Source organism: Hahella sp. KA22 (assembly GCF_004135205.1).
Lineage (GTDB): Bacteria > Pseudomonadota > Gammaproteobacteria > Pseudomonadales > Oleiphilaceae > Hahella.
In genome coordinates, this window is the sequence record NZ_CP035490.1 from 249,661 (window position 1) to 269,570 (window position 19,910).

At 54.2% G+C, this 19,910-nt stretch carries 20 protein-coding genes; 7 read left to right on the forward strand and 13 right to left on the reverse strand.

Annotated features, from left to right (window positions below; all coding sequences use genetic code 11):
• Positions 1-20 precede the first annotated feature (20 nt).
• The 4 genes from EUZ85_RS01175 to EUZ85_RS01190 all read right to left on the reverse strand — a co-directional run bounded on the left by EUZ85_RS01175 (position 21) and on the right by EUZ85_RS01190 (position 4,147).
• Complete coding sequence (locus tag EUZ85_RS01175; RefSeq protein ID WP_127974126.1) at positions 21-722, reverse strand: DJ-1/PfpI family protein; 702 nt, start codon at positions 720-722, stop codon at positions 21-23.
• Between the two features lie 65 nt (positions 723-787).
• Positions 788-2,731, reverse strand: a complete 1,944-nt coding sequence (locus EUZ85_RS01180; RefSeq protein WP_127974127.1) for an AGE family epimerase/isomerase — start codon at positions 2,729-2,731, stop codon at positions 788-790.
• A 287-nt stretch (positions 2,732-3,018) separates the two neighbouring features.
• On the reverse strand, positions 3,019-3,534 hold the full coding sequence (locus EUZ85_RS01185) for a lactoylglutathione lyase family protein (protein ID WP_127974128.1): 516 nt from the start codon (positions 3,532-3,534) through the stop codon (positions 3,019-3,021).
• Positions 3,535-3,802: 268 nt separating this feature from the next.
• Complete coding sequence (locus EUZ85_RS01190; protein WP_164887412.1) at positions 3,803-4,147, reverse strand: helix-turn-helix domain-containing protein; 345 nt, start codon at positions 4,145-4,147, stop codon at positions 3,803-3,805.
• A gap of 181 nt (positions 4,148-4,328) precedes the next feature.
• Between EUZ85_RS01190 and EUZ85_RS01195 the strand changes: the two genes are divergently transcribed.
• From EUZ85_RS01195 to EUZ85_RS01210, 4 genes are read left to right on the forward strand one after another with little or no spacing between them, the layout of a single operon-like run.
• Complete coding sequence (locus EUZ85_RS01195; protein WP_206617980.1) at positions 4,329-4,760, forward strand: MerR family transcriptional regulator; 432 nt, start codon at positions 4,329-4,331, stop codon at positions 4,758-4,760.
• A 27-nt stretch (positions 4,761-4,787) separates the two neighbouring features.
• A complete protein-coding gene (locus EUZ85_RS01200; RefSeq protein ID WP_127974130.1) occupies positions 4,788-7,388 on the forward strand; it encodes a heavy metal translocating P-type ATPase in 2,601 nt (866 codons plus the stop codon).
• Complete coding sequence (locus EUZ85_RS01205) at positions 7,385-7,744, forward strand: cupredoxin domain-containing protein (RefSeq protein WP_127974131.1); 360 nt, start codon at positions 7,385-7,387, stop codon at positions 7,742-7,744. The genes EUZ85_RS01200 and EUZ85_RS01205 overlap by 4 nt, the downstream gene beginning before the upstream one ends.
• Before the next feature lie 39 nt (positions 7,745-7,783).
• A complete protein-coding gene (locus EUZ85_RS01210) occupies positions 7,784-8,254 on the forward strand; it encodes a DUF411 domain-containing protein (RefSeq protein WP_206617981.1) in 471 nt (156 codons plus the stop codon).
• Between the two features lie 6 nt (positions 8,255-8,260).
• Here the strand turns inward: EUZ85_RS01210 and EUZ85_RS01215 are convergent, their stop codons facing one another.
• Positions 8,261-9,196 (reverse strand): hypothetical protein, encoded by a 936-nt coding sequence (locus EUZ85_RS01215; protein ID WP_127974132.1) that lies wholly within the window; start codon positions 9,194-9,196, stop codon positions 8,261-8,263.
• A gap of 116 nt (positions 9,197-9,312) precedes the next feature.
• Between EUZ85_RS01215 and EUZ85_RS01220 the strand changes: the two genes are divergently transcribed.
• Complete coding sequence (locus EUZ85_RS01220; protein WP_127974133.1) at positions 9,313-9,762, forward strand: TerB family tellurite resistance protein; 450 nt, start codon at positions 9,313-9,315, stop codon at positions 9,760-9,762.
• A gap of 18 nt (positions 9,763-9,780) precedes the next feature.
• Positions 9,781-10,146 (forward strand): thiol-disulfide oxidoreductase DCC family protein, encoded by a 366-nt coding sequence (locus tag EUZ85_RS01225; RefSeq protein ID WP_127974134.1) that lies wholly within the window; start codon positions 9,781-9,783, stop codon positions 10,144-10,146.
• 22 nt (positions 10,147-10,168) lie between these two features.
• Here the strand turns inward: EUZ85_RS01225 and EUZ85_RS01230 are convergent, their stop codons facing one another.
• From EUZ85_RS01230 to EUZ85_RS01240, 3 genes are all read right to left on the reverse strand, one after another.
• Positions 10,169-11,503 carry a reverse transcriptase family protein gene (locus tag EUZ85_RS01230; RefSeq protein ID WP_127974135.1) on the reverse strand — a complete coding sequence of 445 codons (1,335 nt, stop codon included), beginning with the start codon at positions 11,501-11,503 and terminating at the stop codon, positions 10,169-10,171.
• A 271-nt stretch (positions 11,504-11,774) separates the two neighbouring features.
• Positions 11,775-12,650 carry an ABC transporter substrate-binding protein gene (locus EUZ85_RS01235; RefSeq protein WP_127974136.1) on the reverse strand — a complete coding sequence of 292 codons (876 nt, stop codon included), beginning with the start codon at positions 12,648-12,650 and terminating at the stop codon, positions 11,775-11,777.
• Positions 12,651-12,715: 65 nt separating this feature from the next.
• On the reverse strand, positions 12,716-13,921 hold the full coding sequence (locus EUZ85_RS01240) for an MFS transporter (protein WP_127974137.1): 1,206 nt from the start codon (positions 13,919-13,921) through the stop codon (positions 12,716-12,718).
• Positions 13,922-14,034: 113 nt separating this feature from the next.
• Here EUZ85_RS01240 and EUZ85_RS01245 point away from each other — a divergent pair, with 113 nt between their 5' ends.
• Positions 14,035-14,910 carry a LysR family transcriptional regulator gene (locus EUZ85_RS01245; protein ID WP_127974138.1) on the forward strand — a complete coding sequence of 292 codons (876 nt, stop codon included), beginning with the start codon at positions 14,035-14,037 and terminating at the stop codon, positions 14,908-14,910.
• 99 nt (positions 14,911-15,009) lie between these two features.
• On the opposite strand, the gene EUZ85_RS01250 is transcribed toward EUZ85_RS01245, so the two are convergent.
• From EUZ85_RS01250 to EUZ85_RS01270, 5 genes are all read right to left on the reverse strand, one after another.
• Positions 15,010-15,777, reverse strand: coding sequence for a hypothetical protein (locus EUZ85_RS01250; protein ID WP_127974139.1), 768 nt, complete (start codon positions 15,775-15,777; stop codon positions 15,010-15,012).
• Positions 15,778-15,903: 126 nt separating this feature from the next.
• Positions 15,904-16,650, reverse strand: coding sequence for a hypothetical protein (locus EUZ85_RS01255; protein WP_127974140.1), 747 nt, complete (start codon positions 16,648-16,650; stop codon positions 15,904-15,906).
• Positions 16,651-16,816: 166 nt separating this feature from the next.
• Positions 16,817-17,584: a hypothetical protein gene (locus tag EUZ85_RS01260; RefSeq protein ID WP_127974141.1), complete on the reverse strand. Its 768-nt coding sequence runs from the start codon at positions 17,582-17,584 to the stop codon at positions 16,817-16,819.
• A 124-nt stretch (positions 17,585-17,708) separates the two neighbouring features.
• Complete coding sequence (locus EUZ85_RS01265) at positions 17,709-18,452, reverse strand: hypothetical protein (RefSeq protein ID WP_127974142.1); 744 nt, start codon at positions 18,450-18,452, stop codon at positions 17,709-17,711.
• Positions 18,446-19,609 (reverse strand): hypothetical protein, encoded by a 1,164-nt coding sequence (locus EUZ85_RS01270; RefSeq protein ID WP_127974143.1) that lies wholly within the window; start codon positions 19,607-19,609, stop codon positions 18,446-18,448. Before EUZ85_RS01270 ends, EUZ85_RS01265 begins: the two co-directional genes overlap by 7 nt.
• Positions 19,610-19,910: the final 301 nt, after the last annotated feature.

The window sequence follows — 19,910 nt, forward strand, 5'->3', positions numbered from 1 at the left end:
TCCCTCTACCACAGGCAACGTCAGGACTTGTCCAGCTCCCGCAAAAACGTTTCCATAAAAGCGTCCACCACCGCCGGATGCTTGCCGGTAATCAGATTGCCGTCCACGAAGGTGTCCACCGCCTGGTTATTCTCTACCTGCAATATCCCGCCAGCGTTACGGACATCGGCGACAATATTATGCGCAGCGGTGACCTTGCGTCCCTGCAGTAAAGTCGGGTCCGCCGTGAACAGCCATAGCGAATGACAAATAGCGCCAATTTTTATGCGATTGGTGGCAATGACTTGACGCAAAAACGCCACCGCCGGGGCGCGGGAAACGCCATCGTCGCTCAACTCGGTTTCGTAGCGCAGGCGATCCATGGCATAACCGCCAATGAGGATAACGCCCGCATATTGCGACAGATCCACCTGAGTGATATCGGTCTTCACTACTACCTGACGTTGATGATCATTGCCATTGAAGGTCAGCTCAGGCTGTCCCCACAGGTAGGACATGAACACCACTTCATAGCCATGAGCGGGGAAATACTGCTGAAACGCCACCAACTCGGTTTCATCGAAATGTTCTTCCACCAGCACCCCGATTTTGCCCTTGTACTCCCCCGTCACCGGCGGCGTCTGTACCGTGACTTGCGGGATTTTCACAGAAGAAGCGGAAGAAAAAAGCGAGGCGAGCAGCGTCAGCGCCGCCAGTAGTAGGGTCATCGATCTTAAATACATGGGTTAATTCCTTTACATCCAATCTGGTAGCGGACGCCCTCTCATCAGGGCGTCCGCATAGACAATCAGGCAGGGGTCAGTCTGACTTTGACTTTCAGCTCCTGACGTTCGCGGGGCAGCGTCACCGTCAGGTTCTCCGGATCGAAGTCCTGATAAAGCTCGCCATTCACCCATACTTTGTCGATCTTCACACTGCCTTTGGGCAGAATGTCCGGCTCCACTCGCAACAAGTTACCGGAAAAACCGTTCGCCTGCGGCTTGAAGTAAAGATCCATGGGTTGCTTTAGGATCAGCAGCTTGTTGTAAACCGCCGACAGATAGGCCAATTCAAAGGCGTGATATCCCGCCATGGAGTGGCTGCCTTTGCTGCGCTCCATGCCTTCCACATAGGGCTGGCCGCCAGCCAGCACGTTGAAGTAAACCCCGCCGTCCGCGCGATCCAGAAACCAGGCGTTGTAGAAAGCGGAGGATTCCCGCGCCAGTTGCAGATAGTCAGGATTGCCGGTCACGCCCGCCAGAATCTGATAGGCCAGGATGCCCTGTTCCTGCTGCCACCACGCCTTGCGATCATGGAAAGCGAAGCGGTGCTGACTCTGACCATCGCTGAGCTTGCGCTCCACCACGTCGTACCAGCCTCCGCGCTGTAAATCCGCGCCGTATTTCGGCATGGCGTCGCCCAGAGTTTGCGCCAGCTCGGAATAGGCCACCTTCGGACGCAGATTGTTCATGCGCATCAGGTTCCAGGCGATTTTCAGGTCATGCCCAATAACCGCCCGGTCCTGCTGCCATTTGTAACCGGCGTCCACGGACCAGTCCGCGAAGAATCGCTCGTTGACGAAGGGACTCTCTGTATCGCTGGGGAACCGAGCAGCGATAGTGTCGAAGGTATCTTCCAGAAAGTCCGCATATTCCGTCTTACCCGTGGCCAGCCACAGATTAATCAGATAGGCCGGCGCGTGGTCGCCCACAGAGTTCCAATTCTTCTTACTGCGGTTATCGCCCAATGACTCCGCATTAGGACTCAAAGTAGAGGCGTCGATGTGGGAGAAATACCCGCCTTGGGCGCTCTGGTCGCGATAGCGGTTTTCAAATAACGCCAGGGTTTTCTCTACATCCTGCAGAATGGCGCTGTCGCCAGTAATACGATAGGTCTGCACCAGTCCGGCCAGATCATAGATCTGCTCGTAACAGGGAATGGCGTTGTAATCGTCGGAAAAACGCGAGCCCGCAAAGGTTTCAACGCCGCTTTTGCCATTAACGTCCAACGCATGCAGCCAATAGAACTGCTCGCCCTTGTTCACCTGAAAGTTGGCGCGCAGGTACGCTGTTCCCTTCTGCGCCGCCTCCCAGTAGCGGTCCTCCCCCGTCATCATGTACGCGGTGGCGAAACCGTATATCAGGCGCGATAAGGTAGCGGCTTCCTGAATGCCGTCACCCAGTTTATCCCCTTCAAGAGACAGGTTGGTGCGATAGCGTGTGTAATCGATCGGACCGTCGCCGAACTCCGCCTGCAGGTAGAAGTCCGCCAACTCACTGATTTGACGGCTCCACCAGTCGCTTTGTTCAAAGACGTACTGGTTATCCTGAGTTGTGGGGAAAACCAGATGGATCGTCTCCAGGCCGTATTGGCCGTCCTGAGGGTAGAACACGCCATAAGCGTACACATAGCGCCCCTGGGTCAGCATGACGTCCAGCTTATCCGTGGCGTTCCTGAATTCTTCGCCCAGATTATGCACAAACTCCGCATAAGCGTTATCGCCGATTTTCACAGACAGCTCATGACCATTGCGGGTTTTTAGAGTGAAGGTCCTGTGAGCGCGGTCATATCCGGTCACATAACCGGCGACCAGATCGGAAAAGGTGAATCCAGTACGTTCCGCCATAGACGCCGTCGGGGCTGCTGCGTTTGCAGCCTGCGGCTCATTCGCCGCCGCGACGGAACCGGAGATGGAGACTAATGTAGAGAGTGAAGCAGTAACAACGCAGGCCAGTATCTTCTTCTTAAACATATTATTCTTTCGTTTTCTTTTCGTTTAACGTCAACAACTACCAATGTGTTATAAACAAAAATCCCTATCGCTCCATCTCCCTGGAAGCGCCTGAAAACTGCCTGTTTTCGCCGGCTTAACCGGCTTTATCCCCCTGTCTGCGCACCCACGCAGGCGCTTGTCTGAAGATATGAATTGCTTACAACGCAGAAATAAGTCTGTGAGGACAACGCGCTTCGCCACCGACCGGCGCAACGCGTCGCTATTGTTCTTCCGGGCTTACACCCGGGCGTCAGAGCCGTGGCCCGTTACGCGGATTTATTCTGATAGGCTCCCGCGCTGTAGTGCAGCTCGTAGGAGTGCGAATAAATTTCCACGATGTTGCCGAACGGGTCTTCCATGTAGACCATCCGGTAAGGCTTTTCACCCGGAAAATATTCCCGGATTGGCATTCTTTGCTTGCCGCCCAATTCGACGATGCGTTGCGCCAGCCCTTCTACATCCGGGTCCTGCACGCAGAAGTGGAATACGCCAGTCTGGTAGGGATTGAACTCGTGTCGGGTCGTCTTGTTCTGCGGGAATTCGAACAGCTCGACGCCAATGCTGTCGCTGGTGGACAGGTGGGCGATTTTGAAGGAGCCCCAGCCTTCGCCAAATACATCAATGCACATGGCGCCAATAGCGGTGTCCTTCTCTTCCTTTACTTCCGTGACGTCCATGATGACGTACCAGCCCAGCGCTTTTTGATAGAAGTCCAGGGCTTTGGCAATGTCGGGAACGGATATTCCGATGTGGGAAAAGGCTCTTGGATATCTTTTTTCCATCTGTTGACCTCAATGTTTTGTTGCTCGCGCCAGCAGGCGCATTTCACATAGAAATGAGAAGCAGAAAAACAAGTCGGCCGAACTTTTTCTCTTTGCATTATCACAGAGCGACTGTGATCTGAAAGCATCATAGGGAGGGGTAAGTGGCTGATCAAGTAGGCACTTTTTGGTAAGCACCCCCGCTTTCGCATGCTTTTTCACTGCACAGAACGGGCAGTATCGCCGTTAAGCCCAGGTCCCTGCTGGCTTATGCGCAAACGGGAGAGAACTATTCCTCTTCCGCAGATTTTTTCAGGTCAAACTGCGCAATGGCCCATTCATGCATCTGCTCCAGAATGGGAAAGATGCTGTGACCACGCTCCGTCAGCTCATACTCCACCTTGGGGGGAATTTCCGGGAACACCGTCTTCACAATGAGGCCGTCGCGCTCCATTTCCTTGAGTTGTTGCGTCAACATTTTCTGACTGACTCCGGGCACAATCCGCTCCAGTTCCTTGAACCGCATTTTGCCCAAATGCAGATGCCACAGTATCAGGCACTTCCATTTACCGCCCACCGCCGCAAAGGCGATCTCCACCGGGCATCGATAGGGTTTGTCATTCCAGGTATACATGCGCCCCTCGGCGAACTCTGTCGGTAACCAAAAGCTGAATGGTAATACAGGGTTAGCGCGATCACATCCTCCCAGAGCAGGCGCTTTTCATTCATTTTCTCCTCCCCCTTGACCTATGTGTTACTCCCAGGTTTTACACTAAGCTTAAATTCATCGACGCAGACAAGAGGAGATGCCGGACATGACGGGTTTACAACTGAAAGTCAGCGAGATGGCGAAACGCAGCGGCGTAACCGCAGACACCGTGCGCTTCTACACCAAGCAGGGCCTGTTAAAGCCCAAGCGCGATCCGGACAATGGTTACCAGCTCTATGACCGGGACGACCTGCAAAAGCTGATCTTCGCCAAAAAGGCGCGGCAATTGGGTTTCAGCGTGAAAGAGATCAATCAGATCATGGCGCAGGCGGAGGACCATCATTCTCCCTGTCCCATGGTGCGACGCTTATTTGAGGAAAAGTTCGCTGAAGTGGAACGCCAGATCGCCGAACTCTCTCAGCTCAAAGTCCGCATGCAGGAGGCGATGAGCGCCTGGGAGCACATGCCTGACGGCGATCCCAACGGCCATACCATCTGCCGACTGATCGAATATTGGGAACAAGAATCCAACTTATAACACGAGACTCTGATAACGGAGGCTGACATGAACCAGGCACTATCGGAACAAGGCGCTCTTATCGCGATCCAAGGCGCCGGTTGCCAAAGCTGCGTGAAAAAAATCAAGCACGCGCTGGCTCCTCTGACCGATGCCGACAAGGTGTCGGTGGATCTGCAACAACAAACGGTTTCTATCGACGCCGCCGTGGATATCCCCGCTGCGTTGGAGGCGATTCGCCAATTGGGCTATCCGGCGGAACTCAAAGAAGACAAACAGAACGAAGAGAACGCCGCTGGCGGCCATTGCGAACTCAGCGCAGCGGAACCAGACACCGTGTCTGAACAGGACGCCGCGCCTCAAGACGCTTCACAGCCATCGAAAAGTCAGACTGGCGCCATCCAATTAAATATCACCGGCGCCAAGTGCGCCGCCTGCGTCAGTAAAATCGAACAGGCGTTGCAGAACGTCCCCGGCGTCGCCAGCGCCGCCATGAACTTCGCCGACCGCACCGCCGCCGTGGAAGGCGATGCGGACACGGACGCGTTGATCCAGGCGGTAGAGCAGGCCGGATACGGCGCCACCCTGGCGACGGATGACGCCGCCGATCAGGAAGCCAAGGAGAAGGCGGAACAGGTCTACTACAAACAGTTGCTGCAAAATATGTGGCTGGCTCTGGGCCTGGGCGTCCCCTTGATGGCCTGGGGACTGTTAGGTGGGGAAATGATGGTGCAGACGGGACTCAGCCAGTTCGCCTGGCTGGCGGTCGGCCTGATCACCTTGGCAGTGATGGCGAAATCCGGCGGCCACTTCTACACCGGCGCCTGGAAAGCCTTCAAGAATCATTCGGCCAACATGGACACCCTGATCGCCACCGGCACTGGCGCCGCCTGGCTATACTCCATGGCGGTGGCGGCTTTGCCCCAGGCTGTGCCGGAAATGGCGCGGCATGTCTACTTTGAGGCGTCCGCCATGATCATCGGGTTGATCAACCTGGGTCTGGCGCTGGAAGTTCGCGCACGCGGCAAAACCTCCCAGGCCATCAAACGCCTGCTGGATTTACAGCCAAAAACCGCCCGCGTCATTCGCGACGGCGACGAGAAAGACATTCCCATTGAGAACGTCCGTAAAGGCGACCTCCTGCGCGTGCGCCCCGGCGAAAAAATCGCGGTGGACGGCGAAGTGCGCGACGGTAAAAGTCTGGTGGATGAATCCATGCTGACCGGCGAACCCATTCCCGTAGAGAAAAAACAGGGGGACAAGGTATCCGCCGGCGCGCTCAACAAAACCGGCTCGATGACCTATGTCGCGGTGAAAGTCGGCAAGGACACAGCGCTGGCGCAGATCATCGCCATGGTGAAGAAAGCTCAGAACGCCAAACCGCCGCTGGGGCGACTGGCGGACAAAATTTCCGCCGTATTCGTACCGGTGGTGCTGATCATCGCCGTCATCGCCGCCCTTGCCTGGTTTAACTTTGGTCCCGATCCACGAATCGCGCATATGCTGGTGGCGGCGACCACCGTGTTGATCATCGCCTGTCCCTGCGCACTGGGACTGGCGACGCCCATGTCGGTGATGGTCGGCGTCGGCAAGGCGGCGGAGGCTGGCGTGTTGATCCGCAACGGCGGGGCGCTGCAACAGGCGGGTGAGCTGGCCACTCTGGTGCTGGATAAAACCGGCACCATTACTGAAGGCAAACCCTCCGTATTGGAGATTCAGGCGGTCGACGGACGCGATCAAACTGAACTGTTGCGCCTGGCCGCCAGTCTGGAGAAAGCCTCCGAGCACCCCCTGGGTATGGCCATTGTGGAATCTGCTCGCGAACAGTCCCTGACCTTGAGCGACCCCGTCGACTTCCAAAGCGAGTCCGGTCAGGGTGTGACCGGCGTTATTGATGGCGTCACCGTGCTGCTCGGCAATCGCCGCTGGATGGAGACCAATCACATTGACGCCGGTCCTCTCACAGAGGCGGCGGACAAACTGGCGGAACAGGCGGCCACGCCGCTGTTTATGGCGACAGATGGCGCACTGGCGGGGGTCATCGCCGTGGCGGACAAGATCAAGTCCGATTCCCGTGAGGCCATCGCCCGGCTGCGCGAACGCGGCCTGCGCGTCATCATGCTGACCGGCGACGTAAAACGCTCCGCCGAGGCTATCGCCAAACAGGTGGGCGTCGATGAAGTTATCGCCGAAGTGTTGCCGGAAGATAAAGCGCGAGTGATTCGCGACCTGCGCCAGAAAGCCGCGCAGGGCGAACTGGTGGGCATGGTGGGCGACGGCGTCAACGACGCTCCGGCGCTGGCCGAGGCGGACGTGGGCTTCGCTATCGGCACCGGTACGGACGTGGCCATAGAGAGCGCTGACATCACCCTGATGCGCGGCTCCCTGCATGGTCTCGCCGACGCCATTGAGGTTTCCCGCGCCACCGTGCGCAATATCAAACAGAACCTGTTCGGCGCATTTGTCTATAACGCGCTGGGCATTCCTGTCGCAGCCGGGTTGCTTTACCCCGTACTGGGCGTGCTGATGAGCCCGGTGCTGGCCGGCGCCGCCATGTCCATGTCATCCGTCACTGTCGTCAGCAACGCCAATCGCCTGCGCCTGTTCAAAAGCAGCGCACAGCATAAACAAGAGGAGAAAGCGGCATGAGTATTCTAGTCAATCTGCTCGGCCTGGGGGCCATTGCTTTCGTGATCTACTGGTTCTGGCTGTGGCGGCCGCAAAACGCGGCGCGCAGCGCCGGCGGCGCCATTGAAATCACGGTCGCGGACGGCGTCTACAGCCCCAATCATATAGAGATACCCGCCGGGGAAAGCGTCACGCTGCGCTTCCTGCGCAAAGACCCCAGCCCCTGCGCCGCCATGGTGATTTTCGACGGCCTGAATATCAGCGAGGAGCTGCCGGTCGGGCACGCCAAGGACATCCGCATCCAAACGCAGGAAAAAGGCGTCTATAAATTTAATTGTCAGATGAATATGTACCAGGGATCGCTGAAAGTTGTCTGATCGCCAGCGATAAATAGCATGAGCCACAAGGAGCCAATCATGATCTCAAACATAGCCGCCTTGCCGCGCCGCCTGAGCGGCGTCCTGCTGGCGCTGAGCGCTGGATTCGCCGGCGCGCAACAGGCCACAGCGGAAGAAATGACGGTATACAAGTCGCCGACCTGCGGGTGTTGCAAGGTATGGGTCGATCACGTCAAAGCCGCTGGCTTCGATGTCACTGTGCATGAAACCCGTGATGTGTCGCCAGTGAAACAACAGGCGGGGCTGGCGCCGCAGCTCGCCTCCTGTCATACCGCGTTCGTCAACGGCTATCTGATCGAGGGCCATGTGCCGGCGGCGGACATTCAGCGCTTATTGCAGGAAAAGCCCGACGCCTTAGGCCTCAGCGTTCCAGGGATGCCAGCCGGGGAAAACGTACCCGGCATGGAGGTTCCCGGCGTTAAAGCCAAGTTTGACGTATTGCTGGTGAGCAAAGACGGCGGCGCCGTCCCTTACAGTCACTACGAATAAACCGCGTCACTCGCCGACGGGATGATAATACAGCCGCACGGTGTCGCTGCGGCTGGCGATGATGCGCCCGCCGTCGAAAGGCTGCGCGGGCGTGGAAATACGTTCGCGCAACAGCGACAAATCAAACTCGCAGGACTGCAGCTCGCCGTTGCGCATGTCCACTTCGGGGGAGCCAAACGTCAGCGCATCCACCACCGCGCCGACCAGACGCGCGCTCATATCGGCGAGGAAGCCGCTTTCGGCGCCGTCCTGTGAAGCGATGATGTCCCCTACTTTGATTTCCGCATAGCCTTCCGCCGCGCCAGCGCCGTCTTCGCGTCCCAGTACTTCCGAGCGGGTGTAATACTGCCGACGGCCGTTGCTATAGTCGCAGCGGCCGCGCACGGTGTAACGGATCTGATCGTCTTCGCCCAGCGGCGCCCACTGCAACGCAATACGGTCGCTGCGCGAGGCGTAATCCATCTGCGCGGCGGGAGAAGCCAAATGAATCGCGGGAGGAAATTCGATCGAAGTGGTCAGGCCCACTAACTCACCGGGGCGAGCGCTGACATCAGGCAGACCGGAGGTGAACCAGCTCTTGTCCTGCGCCGCAGCTACATCATATTCCACGCTGAAATAAACGGTGTCGAACTCAGACGCCACATCCAGGAGCCCCTGGTAGTCGCCGCTGAGGTTTTCCAGCGCATTCAGGCGCACCTTGTCGATGGCGCTCTCGGCGACAATCACATCGCCGCCCACCAAGGGCTGCCGTACGCTATCCTTGAAAATTACCGCCCCCACCTGCGCCTGCGCGCCGGAAGCCGGTAAGTTCGCCTGCACCAGCGCCGCAATTCCTTTTTCCGGAATCTTCGGCGGCTGCGCGGTTGATTCATCGCCTCCGCAACCATACATCATAGATATGGCCGCGACGATGACAGCTCCGCGTAGTATCCCTGAACTCATAGCCTTGCCTGTTGTTAGCGGAGAATCCATCAGTTAATGATGGTATGAATTCCGTCAGGAGCAAGTCGAGAGACGCCCGACGGCTGAAAACGTCACATCATATCATGGGAGTATTCATGCTGAAAAAGTTACAGGCGATCTTTCAGGAACTGGCCGCTGATGCGCGCACGCCAATCAAGCAGCCCGCGTTGGAGCGGGTCACCGCCGCCCTGTTGATTCAGCTGGCCAGAGTCGATCAGCAAGTGGATAACGCGGAGCTGCAGGTGGTGGAGAAATACGTGCGCCAGACCTTCAACGTGGACGGCGCCGAGTTAACGGAGTTGATGGAAGCCGCCGCCAAAGAGGCGGAGAGCGCCACCTCCCTGTATGAGTTCACCTCGCACATCAACGAAATCTGCTCGCCTCAGGATAAATACAGCATCATTCTTAACCTGTGGCGCGTCGCCTTCGCCGATGGACAGCTGGACAAGTACGAGGAGCATTTCGTCCGGCGGGCGTCGGAGTTGATCTACGTACCTCATGCGGAGTTCATTCGCGCTAAAATGGAGGCGCAAGAGCAAGCCTGAGCCGCACGGGAGGGAAATATGACCCAACCTAAATTGACGGTTTACTACGACGGAGCCTGCCCCCGCTGCGTTCGCGACCGTCGCAATTACGAGAAGCTGGCGGGAGGTCGCGCCGCCGAGGTGTGCTGGCTCGATATCACCGGCCGCGATGACGATCTGCGCCAGGAAGGCATCGACCCTCACGCCGCCCTGACGGAACTACACGTGCGTGATGAGAACGGTGACGTGCATCGGGAATTGGACGCCTATATCCTGCTCATGCGCCGCACCCTGCTGCTGCGCCCTCTGGCCTGGCTGTTGAGCCTGCCCGGCTTGAAAGGCTGGCTGTCCCGCTGGTATCGCCGCAGCGTTATGCAACGCCTGCAGAAAAGCGGACGTGCTTAAACTTTGGCGCTAGAGACAACGCTCAGACGGATTCCTGCGGCCAGACAATACGTTGATACAGCGCCAGCAACTTACGCCCTTTTTCTGGATTGATCCCTGCCATATAGGCGATTTTCCCTCTCAGATGCGCCGCCCAATCCCCATGTCCCTGGCGGTTTTGCCCGTCGGGGCCGAAGCGCAGGCAATTGTGCAGCACCGCTTTCAGCTCATCGTAGTCCTTGCGCGGGATATTGGCCTTGGCGTTCACCACCAAGCCTCCTACCTGCTGACGCGCACCCTGCCCGATCACCGCGCTTTTGCGCGTGTTCAAAACGAAGCCTTCTTCCAATGCGATAGCGCCGACCAAGGCTTGTAAGCGCGCTATCGCGCCGGGACTCATCCTCGGTCCCGATAAAACGACATCATCGGCGTATCGACTGTAACGCCGCCCCATACTGTCAGCCAGCGCACTCAGGCGCCGATCCAGGTGAGCGGCGGCGAGGTTGGCCAACGCTGGTGACGTAGGCGCGCCCTGAGGCAAATGGGCGCGACGGAATAACTCATTGCCGCGCTCCAGATAGCCGGCCAAGGGCTGCCGCAATATCTCATCAGGCGTGACATGTGAGCACAGCTTACTGAGCAGACGCGCAACCTGATGACCGTATCCCAGCCGCCGGAACGCGCGATAAATCTGCGCATAACTCACCGACGGAAAGAAGTCCTTGAGATCAAACTTGAGCAACAATGTCTGACCGATATGGATGCGAGCGTGAGTCAGGCTGGAGCGTTGCGCGCGAAAGCCGTGAACGGCCTCGTGCAGGGGTAACGGAGCGAGAATCTCCTGATGAATACGACGCTGTATGGTCTTCAACCAAGGCTTGGGCGCTTCCAGCAATCTGGCTCCGCCACGGGGTTTATCCAGCCAGCGATAGATGTAATGCCCTAACGCGGAAGACGCCCCGCTTGGAGCGCCGCGAGCTTGCGTCAGCCAGTCCAGATCCTCTGGAGTCAGCCGCAGCCAGTGCATGAGGTCGCCAGCGCAACGCAGCGCTGGTAAACGATATCGCGCCGCCAGACTGTCCGGCGCAAGCTCCTGAGGCGGAGGCAAAAATATGCGTCGCACTTGAATCGGGCGGGAAGACAATGCAAGGCCTCGTTGAAAGCCCCGGTCAGCCAGAATAGCTTCAGTCAGAGTATGGGCGGAGGTAGTTTCCCAGACTTGCTGAAATCGCCTCCACATACGACGCGTCAACGGCGCCAACCAGGCCGGCTGCTCTCCCAGCGCCATAGCAGCGCGCTGTTGCATCTCCCGCGCTATCGGCGCGCCGGATTGGTAGGCGTCGGCGAGACGGGCGGCCAGCCAGCGGTCATATCTCATCGCCAATATCCCTGGAGAATGTCAGAGGCAGAAAAATAGAAAGGGGACGACGCTCCAACCCTCCTCCCGTGGTCGATACCGTTCTACGCCTTGGCGTAGGGCGGTATGGACGGCGATATGCGTAGTCAACATGTAACCCCGGGGTAGCCCCGGAGCAACGGATCAGGCCCGGTCGCGCCGGTTCCGGATCACGCTCGCTTGAAGCGTCGTCGCAGTGCAAGGTAGAGGACAACAAACGCCCTTGTCAACGCCGGAAGCGCGAGGCCAGGAGTCAGCGCACCCGTGGCGAGTCCTCGTAGCCCTGATACCAGAGTCCTTCGCGATGCAGAGGGGTTCGTTCAGGCAGAATAGGGTTGGTCAGCATATATACTTGGCGGTGCGCCAGCTTGGCTTTGTTAAGCAGCTCGCCGTGATAGTAGAAAAACATATCATCGAAGGAGCCGTCCGCCAGGGCGCGCAACAGACCTTCTTCGATCAGCGCCTCCAGTTCTTTGTTATCCGGGGCGACAAAGTAGTAAAAGGCGGTGGGATAGCGCAGTAACTTGGTTTGCTCGATGGCGAGCCCTATATCCCGATGATTCTCCAGTTCCGCCCAGATTTCCACGATGGAGCGGGGAAACAGGTCCACACGGCGGCGCGCCAGCATATCGAAGATGGTTTCGTAGTTGGGTGTGCCCAGCACTTTGTAGCCGTTCATCTGCAGGATTTTCGCATCCGGCCAGTCGTGGCCCTGCACCATCAGAAACTGTTTCATATCCTGGGCCGTCATAGGACGGCTGAGGCGCTCCACGTCGCTTTCGTTGATCAGAAAGATACGCCAGCCGATCAGGCCTTTGTAGATAGGAATGCGCACTGGCAGCAATTCCTTCTCGCGTTCCTCCGAAGTCATACTCCAGACCACGTCCAGGTTGGAGCCGGAGCGCAGCAATTGCAGAGCGCGCCCCTGATTCATCAACTGATCGGTGGGAACCAGGCTGTAGTCGACTTTCATTTTCTGAAACGCGAGCTCAAGCAGCTTCAGCGGATACTCAGTCCGCTTATCCACATCCGCCTCTGGCCGCGGATATCGCACCACTAAGGTCTCCGCCGCCGCCGCGAGCGTCATCAACAGTAACGCGGACGCCACCGCCCAACGTAATGTACGCACAAACTTTTCCCCGTCCGGCTAGACTAAAAATCCCCATAGTTAAGCATAGACAAAAGAGGAAGGCATCACACGCAGACGTCAGGTTCTCCAACTGGTTCGCATTCCCGACGATATAACCAGATGGCGGCGCCCAATACGCCGGTCAGCACCAGCATGGACCCCAGCACCACGCCGTCCCAGCCCATGGCGCTCCAGAATGGATGCAGGTAAAAACCGCCGCTGCTGGCGCCGAGGTAATAAAACACCAGATACAGAGAAGAGGCGCTGGCTTTGGCGCCGCGGGCGCTACGATTAACCAGACTGCTGGCGGAGGAATGCGCCAGGAAAAAACCGAAGCTGTTAATCAACAGCCCCACAATGATCGTCGGCAGCGTTTGCGCCAACGTCAGCAGGGTTCCGCTCATCAAAATAGCCACACCCAGAGCAATGCACAGGGGCTGCGGGATTTTTAACGCGATCTTGCCAGATAGAGACGATCCCACCGTACCGGCCAGATAAGTCAGAAACAACAGCCCCAGATACTGGGCGGACAGGTTAAATGGGGCGTCTTCCAGCACGAAAATAATGTAGCTGTACTGGTTGATGAAAATGAAGAAGTTCAGACCGCCGATCAGGTAACAGGTGAGCAATATGGGATTGCGCAGATGTCCGCCCAGATCCGCCAGCATCTGCCGCGGCCGCAGCGGTTTACGGTTGAAGCCGCGTGAGTTGGGCAGCATCAGAGCGAATACGATCAGACACAGAACGCTGACAATGGTCATCGCCACAAAGGCGGACCGCCAGGAAAACGCTTCACCGACAAAACCGCCTATCAAACGTCCCCCGATGCCGCCCAGGCTGTTGCCGCCGATATACAAACCCACGGCGAACAGCAACGCCTTGGGAGAAAACTCATCGCCCATGTAAGCGATGGCCACCGCCGGTAAGCCACCGAGGAAAAACCCCTGCGCGGCGCGTAGCGCGACCAGGGCGGAATAGGATTCAACCTGCGTCAGCAGCAAGGTGCACGCTGTAGCGCCGACTAAAGAAATGAGCATGATGGGCTTGCGGCCAACAGCGTCAGAAAGCGGCCCGTATATGAGTAGTGACAACCCCAACATCAGCGTGGTGATAGTGAAGCTGCCGTTGGCTTCCAACACGGTCAGATCGAAAGCGTCGGCGATCATCGGCAGCAGTGGCTGGGTAATGTAGACGTTGGCGAACGTCATGAAGGAACCGATACACAGCGCCAATGTCGCCAACCAGAATTGTCTGCCGCCCGATTCGATCATACTACTGCTCCTCAACCGCCTTTCCTGAAATGAAGCTGGATGCAGGATCACTATAGAGCTACAGTTATCATCAATAAAATATATGCTGCTTATACAGTTAATAACGATCCCTTATGGATATTAAAAGCCTGCGCTACTTTTACGAAGTCGCCCGCCTCGGCAGTTTCACCCGCGCCGCCGAATCCCTTGGAGTCGCGCAACCGGCGGTCAGTATGGCGCTGCGTAAACTGGAGACGGAGCTGACGCTAACGCTACTGCACCGTAACGACCGCCGCATATCCCTCACTGACGAGGGCGCGATTCTGTATCGCCATGCGGAAAAGATACTAAGAGCCGCGGACGACGCCGCGCTGGAGATGAGCGAGTTGAAAGGCCTGACCCGCGGCGAGGTGCGCGTGGGAGTGCCCAGCATGTTGGGGTCTTTTTACTTCCCACCGATACTGATGGCTTTTCGCCATCGTTATCCCACGCTGAATCTATCGGTGATCGAAGGCGGCACTTGGCGCTTGCAGCAAATGCTGGAGCAAGGGGAACTGGATTTGGGCGTCATCGTGGCGGAATTTGTGCCGGAGGAGTTGGAAGCGCGCCCTTTTCTAAGAGAGCAAATGCTGGTGACCGTGTCCCAGGAACACCCGTTCGCTAAACAGGAAAGCGTTACGCCGGAACAGTTTTTCCAGGAGGAGCTGGTGATGTTCAAGGAAGGCTATTTTCACCGCAAAGTAGTCGACAGACTCGCCAAAGCCGCCGGCGTCACCCCCAACATCGGTTTCGAAACCAACCTGCTGCCATTGATCAAATCCATCATCAAACAAGGCTTCGGCATCTCCACCCTGCTGGGAATGGTAGTGGAGGAAAACGAAAGCCTCGTCACCATCCCCTTCGATACCCCCATCTGGCTCGACCTCAGCATCGCCTGGCGCCGCAACGGCTACCTCTCCCGAGCCAACCAGGCCTTTGTGGAGTTTTTATTGGAGCATAGTGGGCGTTGAGTAGAGATGGTCTATGCAGTCATTAACTTCTCAAAAGAGAAGCAAATCAATAATAAAGCCCCGCACACCTTCTGATTGGATGTGGGGTCGGTACTGTTGTTACTCTTTATGTAGCTCCACCATGGACATGATTTGCTTAGCGTCTTCGAGCATTCGCTGATATCTCTGTTCATTGCGGCCCAACTCAGTCGTCGTCCGAAAGCTAAATGTAAGGTAATAGCCATCGGTCAATGGATAGGCCCAGTAATATGTAATGCTGGCGCCAGCAATACCCTCTCCATCAATGCAGTAGTGTAACCACTCAATACCATTGATCCGTTCCTTAACGTAGATTTCTGGTAAAAGGACTAACACCAATCTCCTGACAGGGATGTAACCCTTAGCTCTTACCTCGTCAGGGTTATCGAAATCATATCGCTTCTGCCAGTTGCTTCCTGGTACTCCATCGATATTTTTTTCTGCTTCATAGTAATCCCAATAGTCCTCTCTCAGATAAGTCTCCAGACTTTCGAGATCACTTCCACGAAGTGGTGAATGATGATTTATTCGGTTAACGTCGACATGCAAGCTCATCTTGCTTAGCAGCCCAGAATCTCCCTGGAAAAATAGCCCTCTGTAAGCCCACCACTCGAACTCCATTTGAACGAAAGTACGGTTATATAGCTTCTTGGGGTCATACGAATCAAATAGATCTGCGTTTAAATTAACCCTAGATGGAACTGGAGCGTCAGGCATACCAATATCAATAGTATTCCCCGGCAGCTTATACCGTAATTGGTAGTCACCAACTCCGCACTCCTTTGCGCTCAGCTCTGAAAAGTTCGGCCCTTTACCAGTAAAAAGCGGCCTCGCCATTTGTTTAATCATAATAAGGCGGGTTCATTTATCGGAAATACGTCTCTAAGTAGAGTGTAAACAGATAGGATCACCTGATAGCACAAGAGCAATCTCTCCAGCACCAATCAGGCATTTGCGACATATTCGGAGTGGGCATCATCGCCCTTTACTCAGCTCCACCATGGACATGATGCGGCAGGCGTCTTCAGCCATACGCTCCCGCCTTAGTTCTTTCGGATCTCCAACTTCAAAGCTCATTTTAAAGCCAATGGTTAAGTAATATGAGTCATTTAAAGGATATGCCCAATAATAACTGTAGCGATGGCCTGCACGACCTTCAGGACCGAGATGGTATGCTAGCCAATCAACGCCATTAATAGTTTCCCTGTCATACTTCTCTGGTAGATGAACAAGGTATTGGGGCGGAACTTCACCCTTTGTAAACGCGTCCCCCTTAAACCTCTGTCGCGCTTTCCAATTAATCCCCGCCCGTTCCTCTGACTCGTAGAAATCCCAGAAGTCTTTTATTAGATAGGATTCCAAGCTATCAAGATCGCTGGCCCTAATTACAGTATGATTTTCAGCCTTATTGACTTCCACACGCATGCTTAATTGGCAAAGCTTTCCAAAAGCCCCCTGTAAAATAAAGCCTTTATAGCACCACCATCCAAACCCTACAGTAACATACGTTCTGTTAAACGTTTGCTTGCTGTGGGGATCAAACATATCCGCTCTTAAATTTAGTTGAGCCGGAAATGGGGAGTCTTGTTTTCCCGGCATATACATATTTCCAGGCAACTTGAAACTCAGCCAGTAGTTGCCTACGCCACACTCCTTTTTAGTCAAGCTTGCATAGTCTGGCCCCTTCCCTGTCAGTGCGGGGGCTAACAAATTTTTTAGCATCCACTTAACCTGCTCTGTTCTTTAATAACTCGAGCCGCCGCTCTATCGCGACCGCACAACTGTAATTATGGCGATCGCCTATGCAGTCATTAACTTTCCAGAAGAAGAGCAAATCAATAATAAAGCCCCGCACACCTTCTGATTGGGTGTGGGGTCGGTACTGTTGTTACTCTTTATGTAGCTCAACCATTGACATAATACGTTTAGCATCTTCGTACATACGCTGATATCTCAGTTCTTTGTTGCCAATCTCTGAAGAAACCCGAAAGTTGAGTGTTAAGTAATAGTTATCGCTCAGTGGATAAGCCCAATAATAACTTTGTCCCCGCCCGACGCCTTCACCTCTAATGCAATAGTGAAGCCATTCAAGTCCATTAATAGCCTCTCTGTGGTATATTTCTGGCAAGTGCGTCACTAACTCTAACCTCCCAAGGGGTATATATCCCTTAGCTCTAACTTCGTCAGGATTTTCAAAATTATAACGCTGCTGCCAATTAGCCCCAGGCTCTCCATCCTTATTTTCTTCTGTTTCGTAATATTCCCAGTAGTCCTTTTTAAGATACGACTCCAAACTATCAAGTTTCTCTTTAAAAAGTGGCGTGTGAGATTCTGCTTGATTGACGTCAAGATGCAAACTCATCTTACTAATCAGCCCTGAATCGCCCTGCAAGAAAATTCCTCTATAAGCCCACCACTCGAAATCCATTCGCACAAAGGTACGGTTAAAAAGCTTCTTTGGGCTATATGACTCAAATAGATCAGCTTGCAAGTTAACTCTTGATGGAGTCTGAGTATCGGCAGTTCCAATTTTTATGATGTTGCCGGGAAGCTTATATCGCAATCTGTAGTCACCAATGCCACACTCCTTAGTAGTTAGCTTTGAAAAGTTCGGCCCTTTTCCTGTTAATAGGGGCCTCACCAATTGCCTGATCATAATATGGCGGGTTCCTGTATAGGAGATACGTACTTGAGTAGAGTGCAAACATTGATTACAGATAGGATCACCTGACAGCACAAGAGCAATCTCTTCAGCGATAATCAGGCATTTGGAGTGGGCATCATCGCCCTTTACTCAGCTTCACCATGGACATGATACGGCCTGCATCTTCAACCATACGTTCTCGTCTTAATTCCTTGATATCACCATGTTCAAAGAGCATCCAGAAAGACACAGTAAGGTAAAAATTTTCACTTACTGGATACGCCCAATAATATGTGTAACGGTATCCCGCACGACCTTCTGGACCTATCTGATAAGACAGCCATGAAGCGTCATTAATATTTTCGATATCATAGCTTTCAGGCAGGGTTACTAGATAGTGATCCGGCACTTCCCCTTTCGTGAAGGCATCGTCTTTAAACTTTTGCCTAGCTTTCCAGTTTATTCCGCCCTCTGATTCATAGTAGCGAGAAAAGTCATTTTCTAAGTAGCTTTTCAGGCTTTCTAAATTTCCTGTCTTTATTGTCGTATGAGGTTCAGCACGATTAACGTCTATGTTTAACGCCAAACTACATAAACGTCCAAAATTTCCTTGAAGAATAAACCCACGGTACTCCCATGACTCGCATTGAACCTGGATATATGATCTATTGAATGTCTGTTTATATGACGATTGATCAAAAAGCTCTGGCTGAAGATTTACCATTAAAGGAAAATTTGGTCTTCTTACGCCTTTTAACCCAAGGTTTCCTGGCAACTTATAGCCTAATACATAGTCGCCTATTCGACACTCCTTTTCGGAGAGGCGAGAGTAATCAGGGCCCTTCCCTGTAAGCGCAGGGGCTAACAAATTTTTTAGCATCCACTTAACCTGCTCTGTTCTTTAATAACTCGAGCCGCCGCTCTATCGCGGCCGCACAACTGTAAATGTCTAATACTGCATTCCTGACTTAAATATGGCAACGTGTGGGGACTGGTCTGCATTGGCCGGTCGCCAATACCAAACACATATAAACTAAATCTCAAGCAGCGCTTAGTCGTAGACCATGACCAATCATTATTTCCCGCCAGGTTTGGGACCAAGTCAAATGGGCTGTCTCGGTCCATATCAACAACGTTAATCCCAGCTTGTGCAAAAGCTTCTTTCGCCCGGTCCTTATTGTTTCCGCCAGAATGAACAGCTACTTGCTGTCCATCCAAGCGAATCCCCATGTTATTTATCTTTTCAACTGCACGAGTAAAAATTATTCCGCCTTGGCTATGGCAGACCCACTTGATTTTCCGGCCTTTTCTCTGACAGTCCAACAACACTGCCACCAATTGATCACAGACTTTAGATGAGCCTATTTTATCTTTCATGCACTCAAACAAATCCAGAACCACTCCTTGCGATGGGTTATGGAATAGAGTGTAGTCTTGAAACTGGTCATCCCAGTATGCCGTATCAAGATGCACCCCCATTAACCAAGTGGCCTTTTCCAAGTCATTAAGCATCCCGTTCACAGCAGCATGGTCAGTTTTGACCTCCACTACAGGAGTTGGACCTCCCCACGACCTTGGTAATGCCAGTATATCGGCACTATCCGAATGTTCATGATATCGAGTATTAGATACCCTTGGAATTTCGTACAACCCAGGCTTTTCCTGCCACCTAAAACGCCTGCTACCGACTACCTTTTCGTTGATCCCGATAGAGCTAATTATGATCTTGTCTGAGTTGACGCTGTAAACCAGATTAAGGTTGCCCGCCGCCGCAATGCCGTCGGTTTTTGAGCGCATGAACATTGGCTTTAACTTAAATCCACTGCTGGCCTGCCCATATCCACCGTCTGAAACAAGCTTTGATATGGCCCGGTAAACTTCCGTTTGTTGGTAGGTGTTAAGGTTTCTTAGAAAGATATTGGCCTCTTTAGTAATGAAGAGTCTTTTTCCCGTAGTATTTTGGCGGGGCCCCCAGCCATTGGTAGGGTTTTCCAATGGAATTAGCTGGTGGTGTTCGGGGATGTTGCTTTCTTGCATGGCGCTTTCCTGAGCTGGCTATAAAAGCAACAATCCTAGCAATATTCCCCCGCCAAACCATTATCCACTTGGCCGAGGCCAATAAGCTGACAGAGTAATACCCAGCACAGTCATACAACAAAAAGCGAATTATCTCCCACAATTAGCTGTTCGCGAATATCCACTGAAACACTATCGCCATCCCCAAATCCCAATCCGTAAAATTTCGTTACCGCCCCTACGCGCCGGGGGGCGGTGGACTATACTGAGAGTGAAGGCGTAGGCCCGCCGGGGAGTAGTAATACGGCGCAGATCTATGACA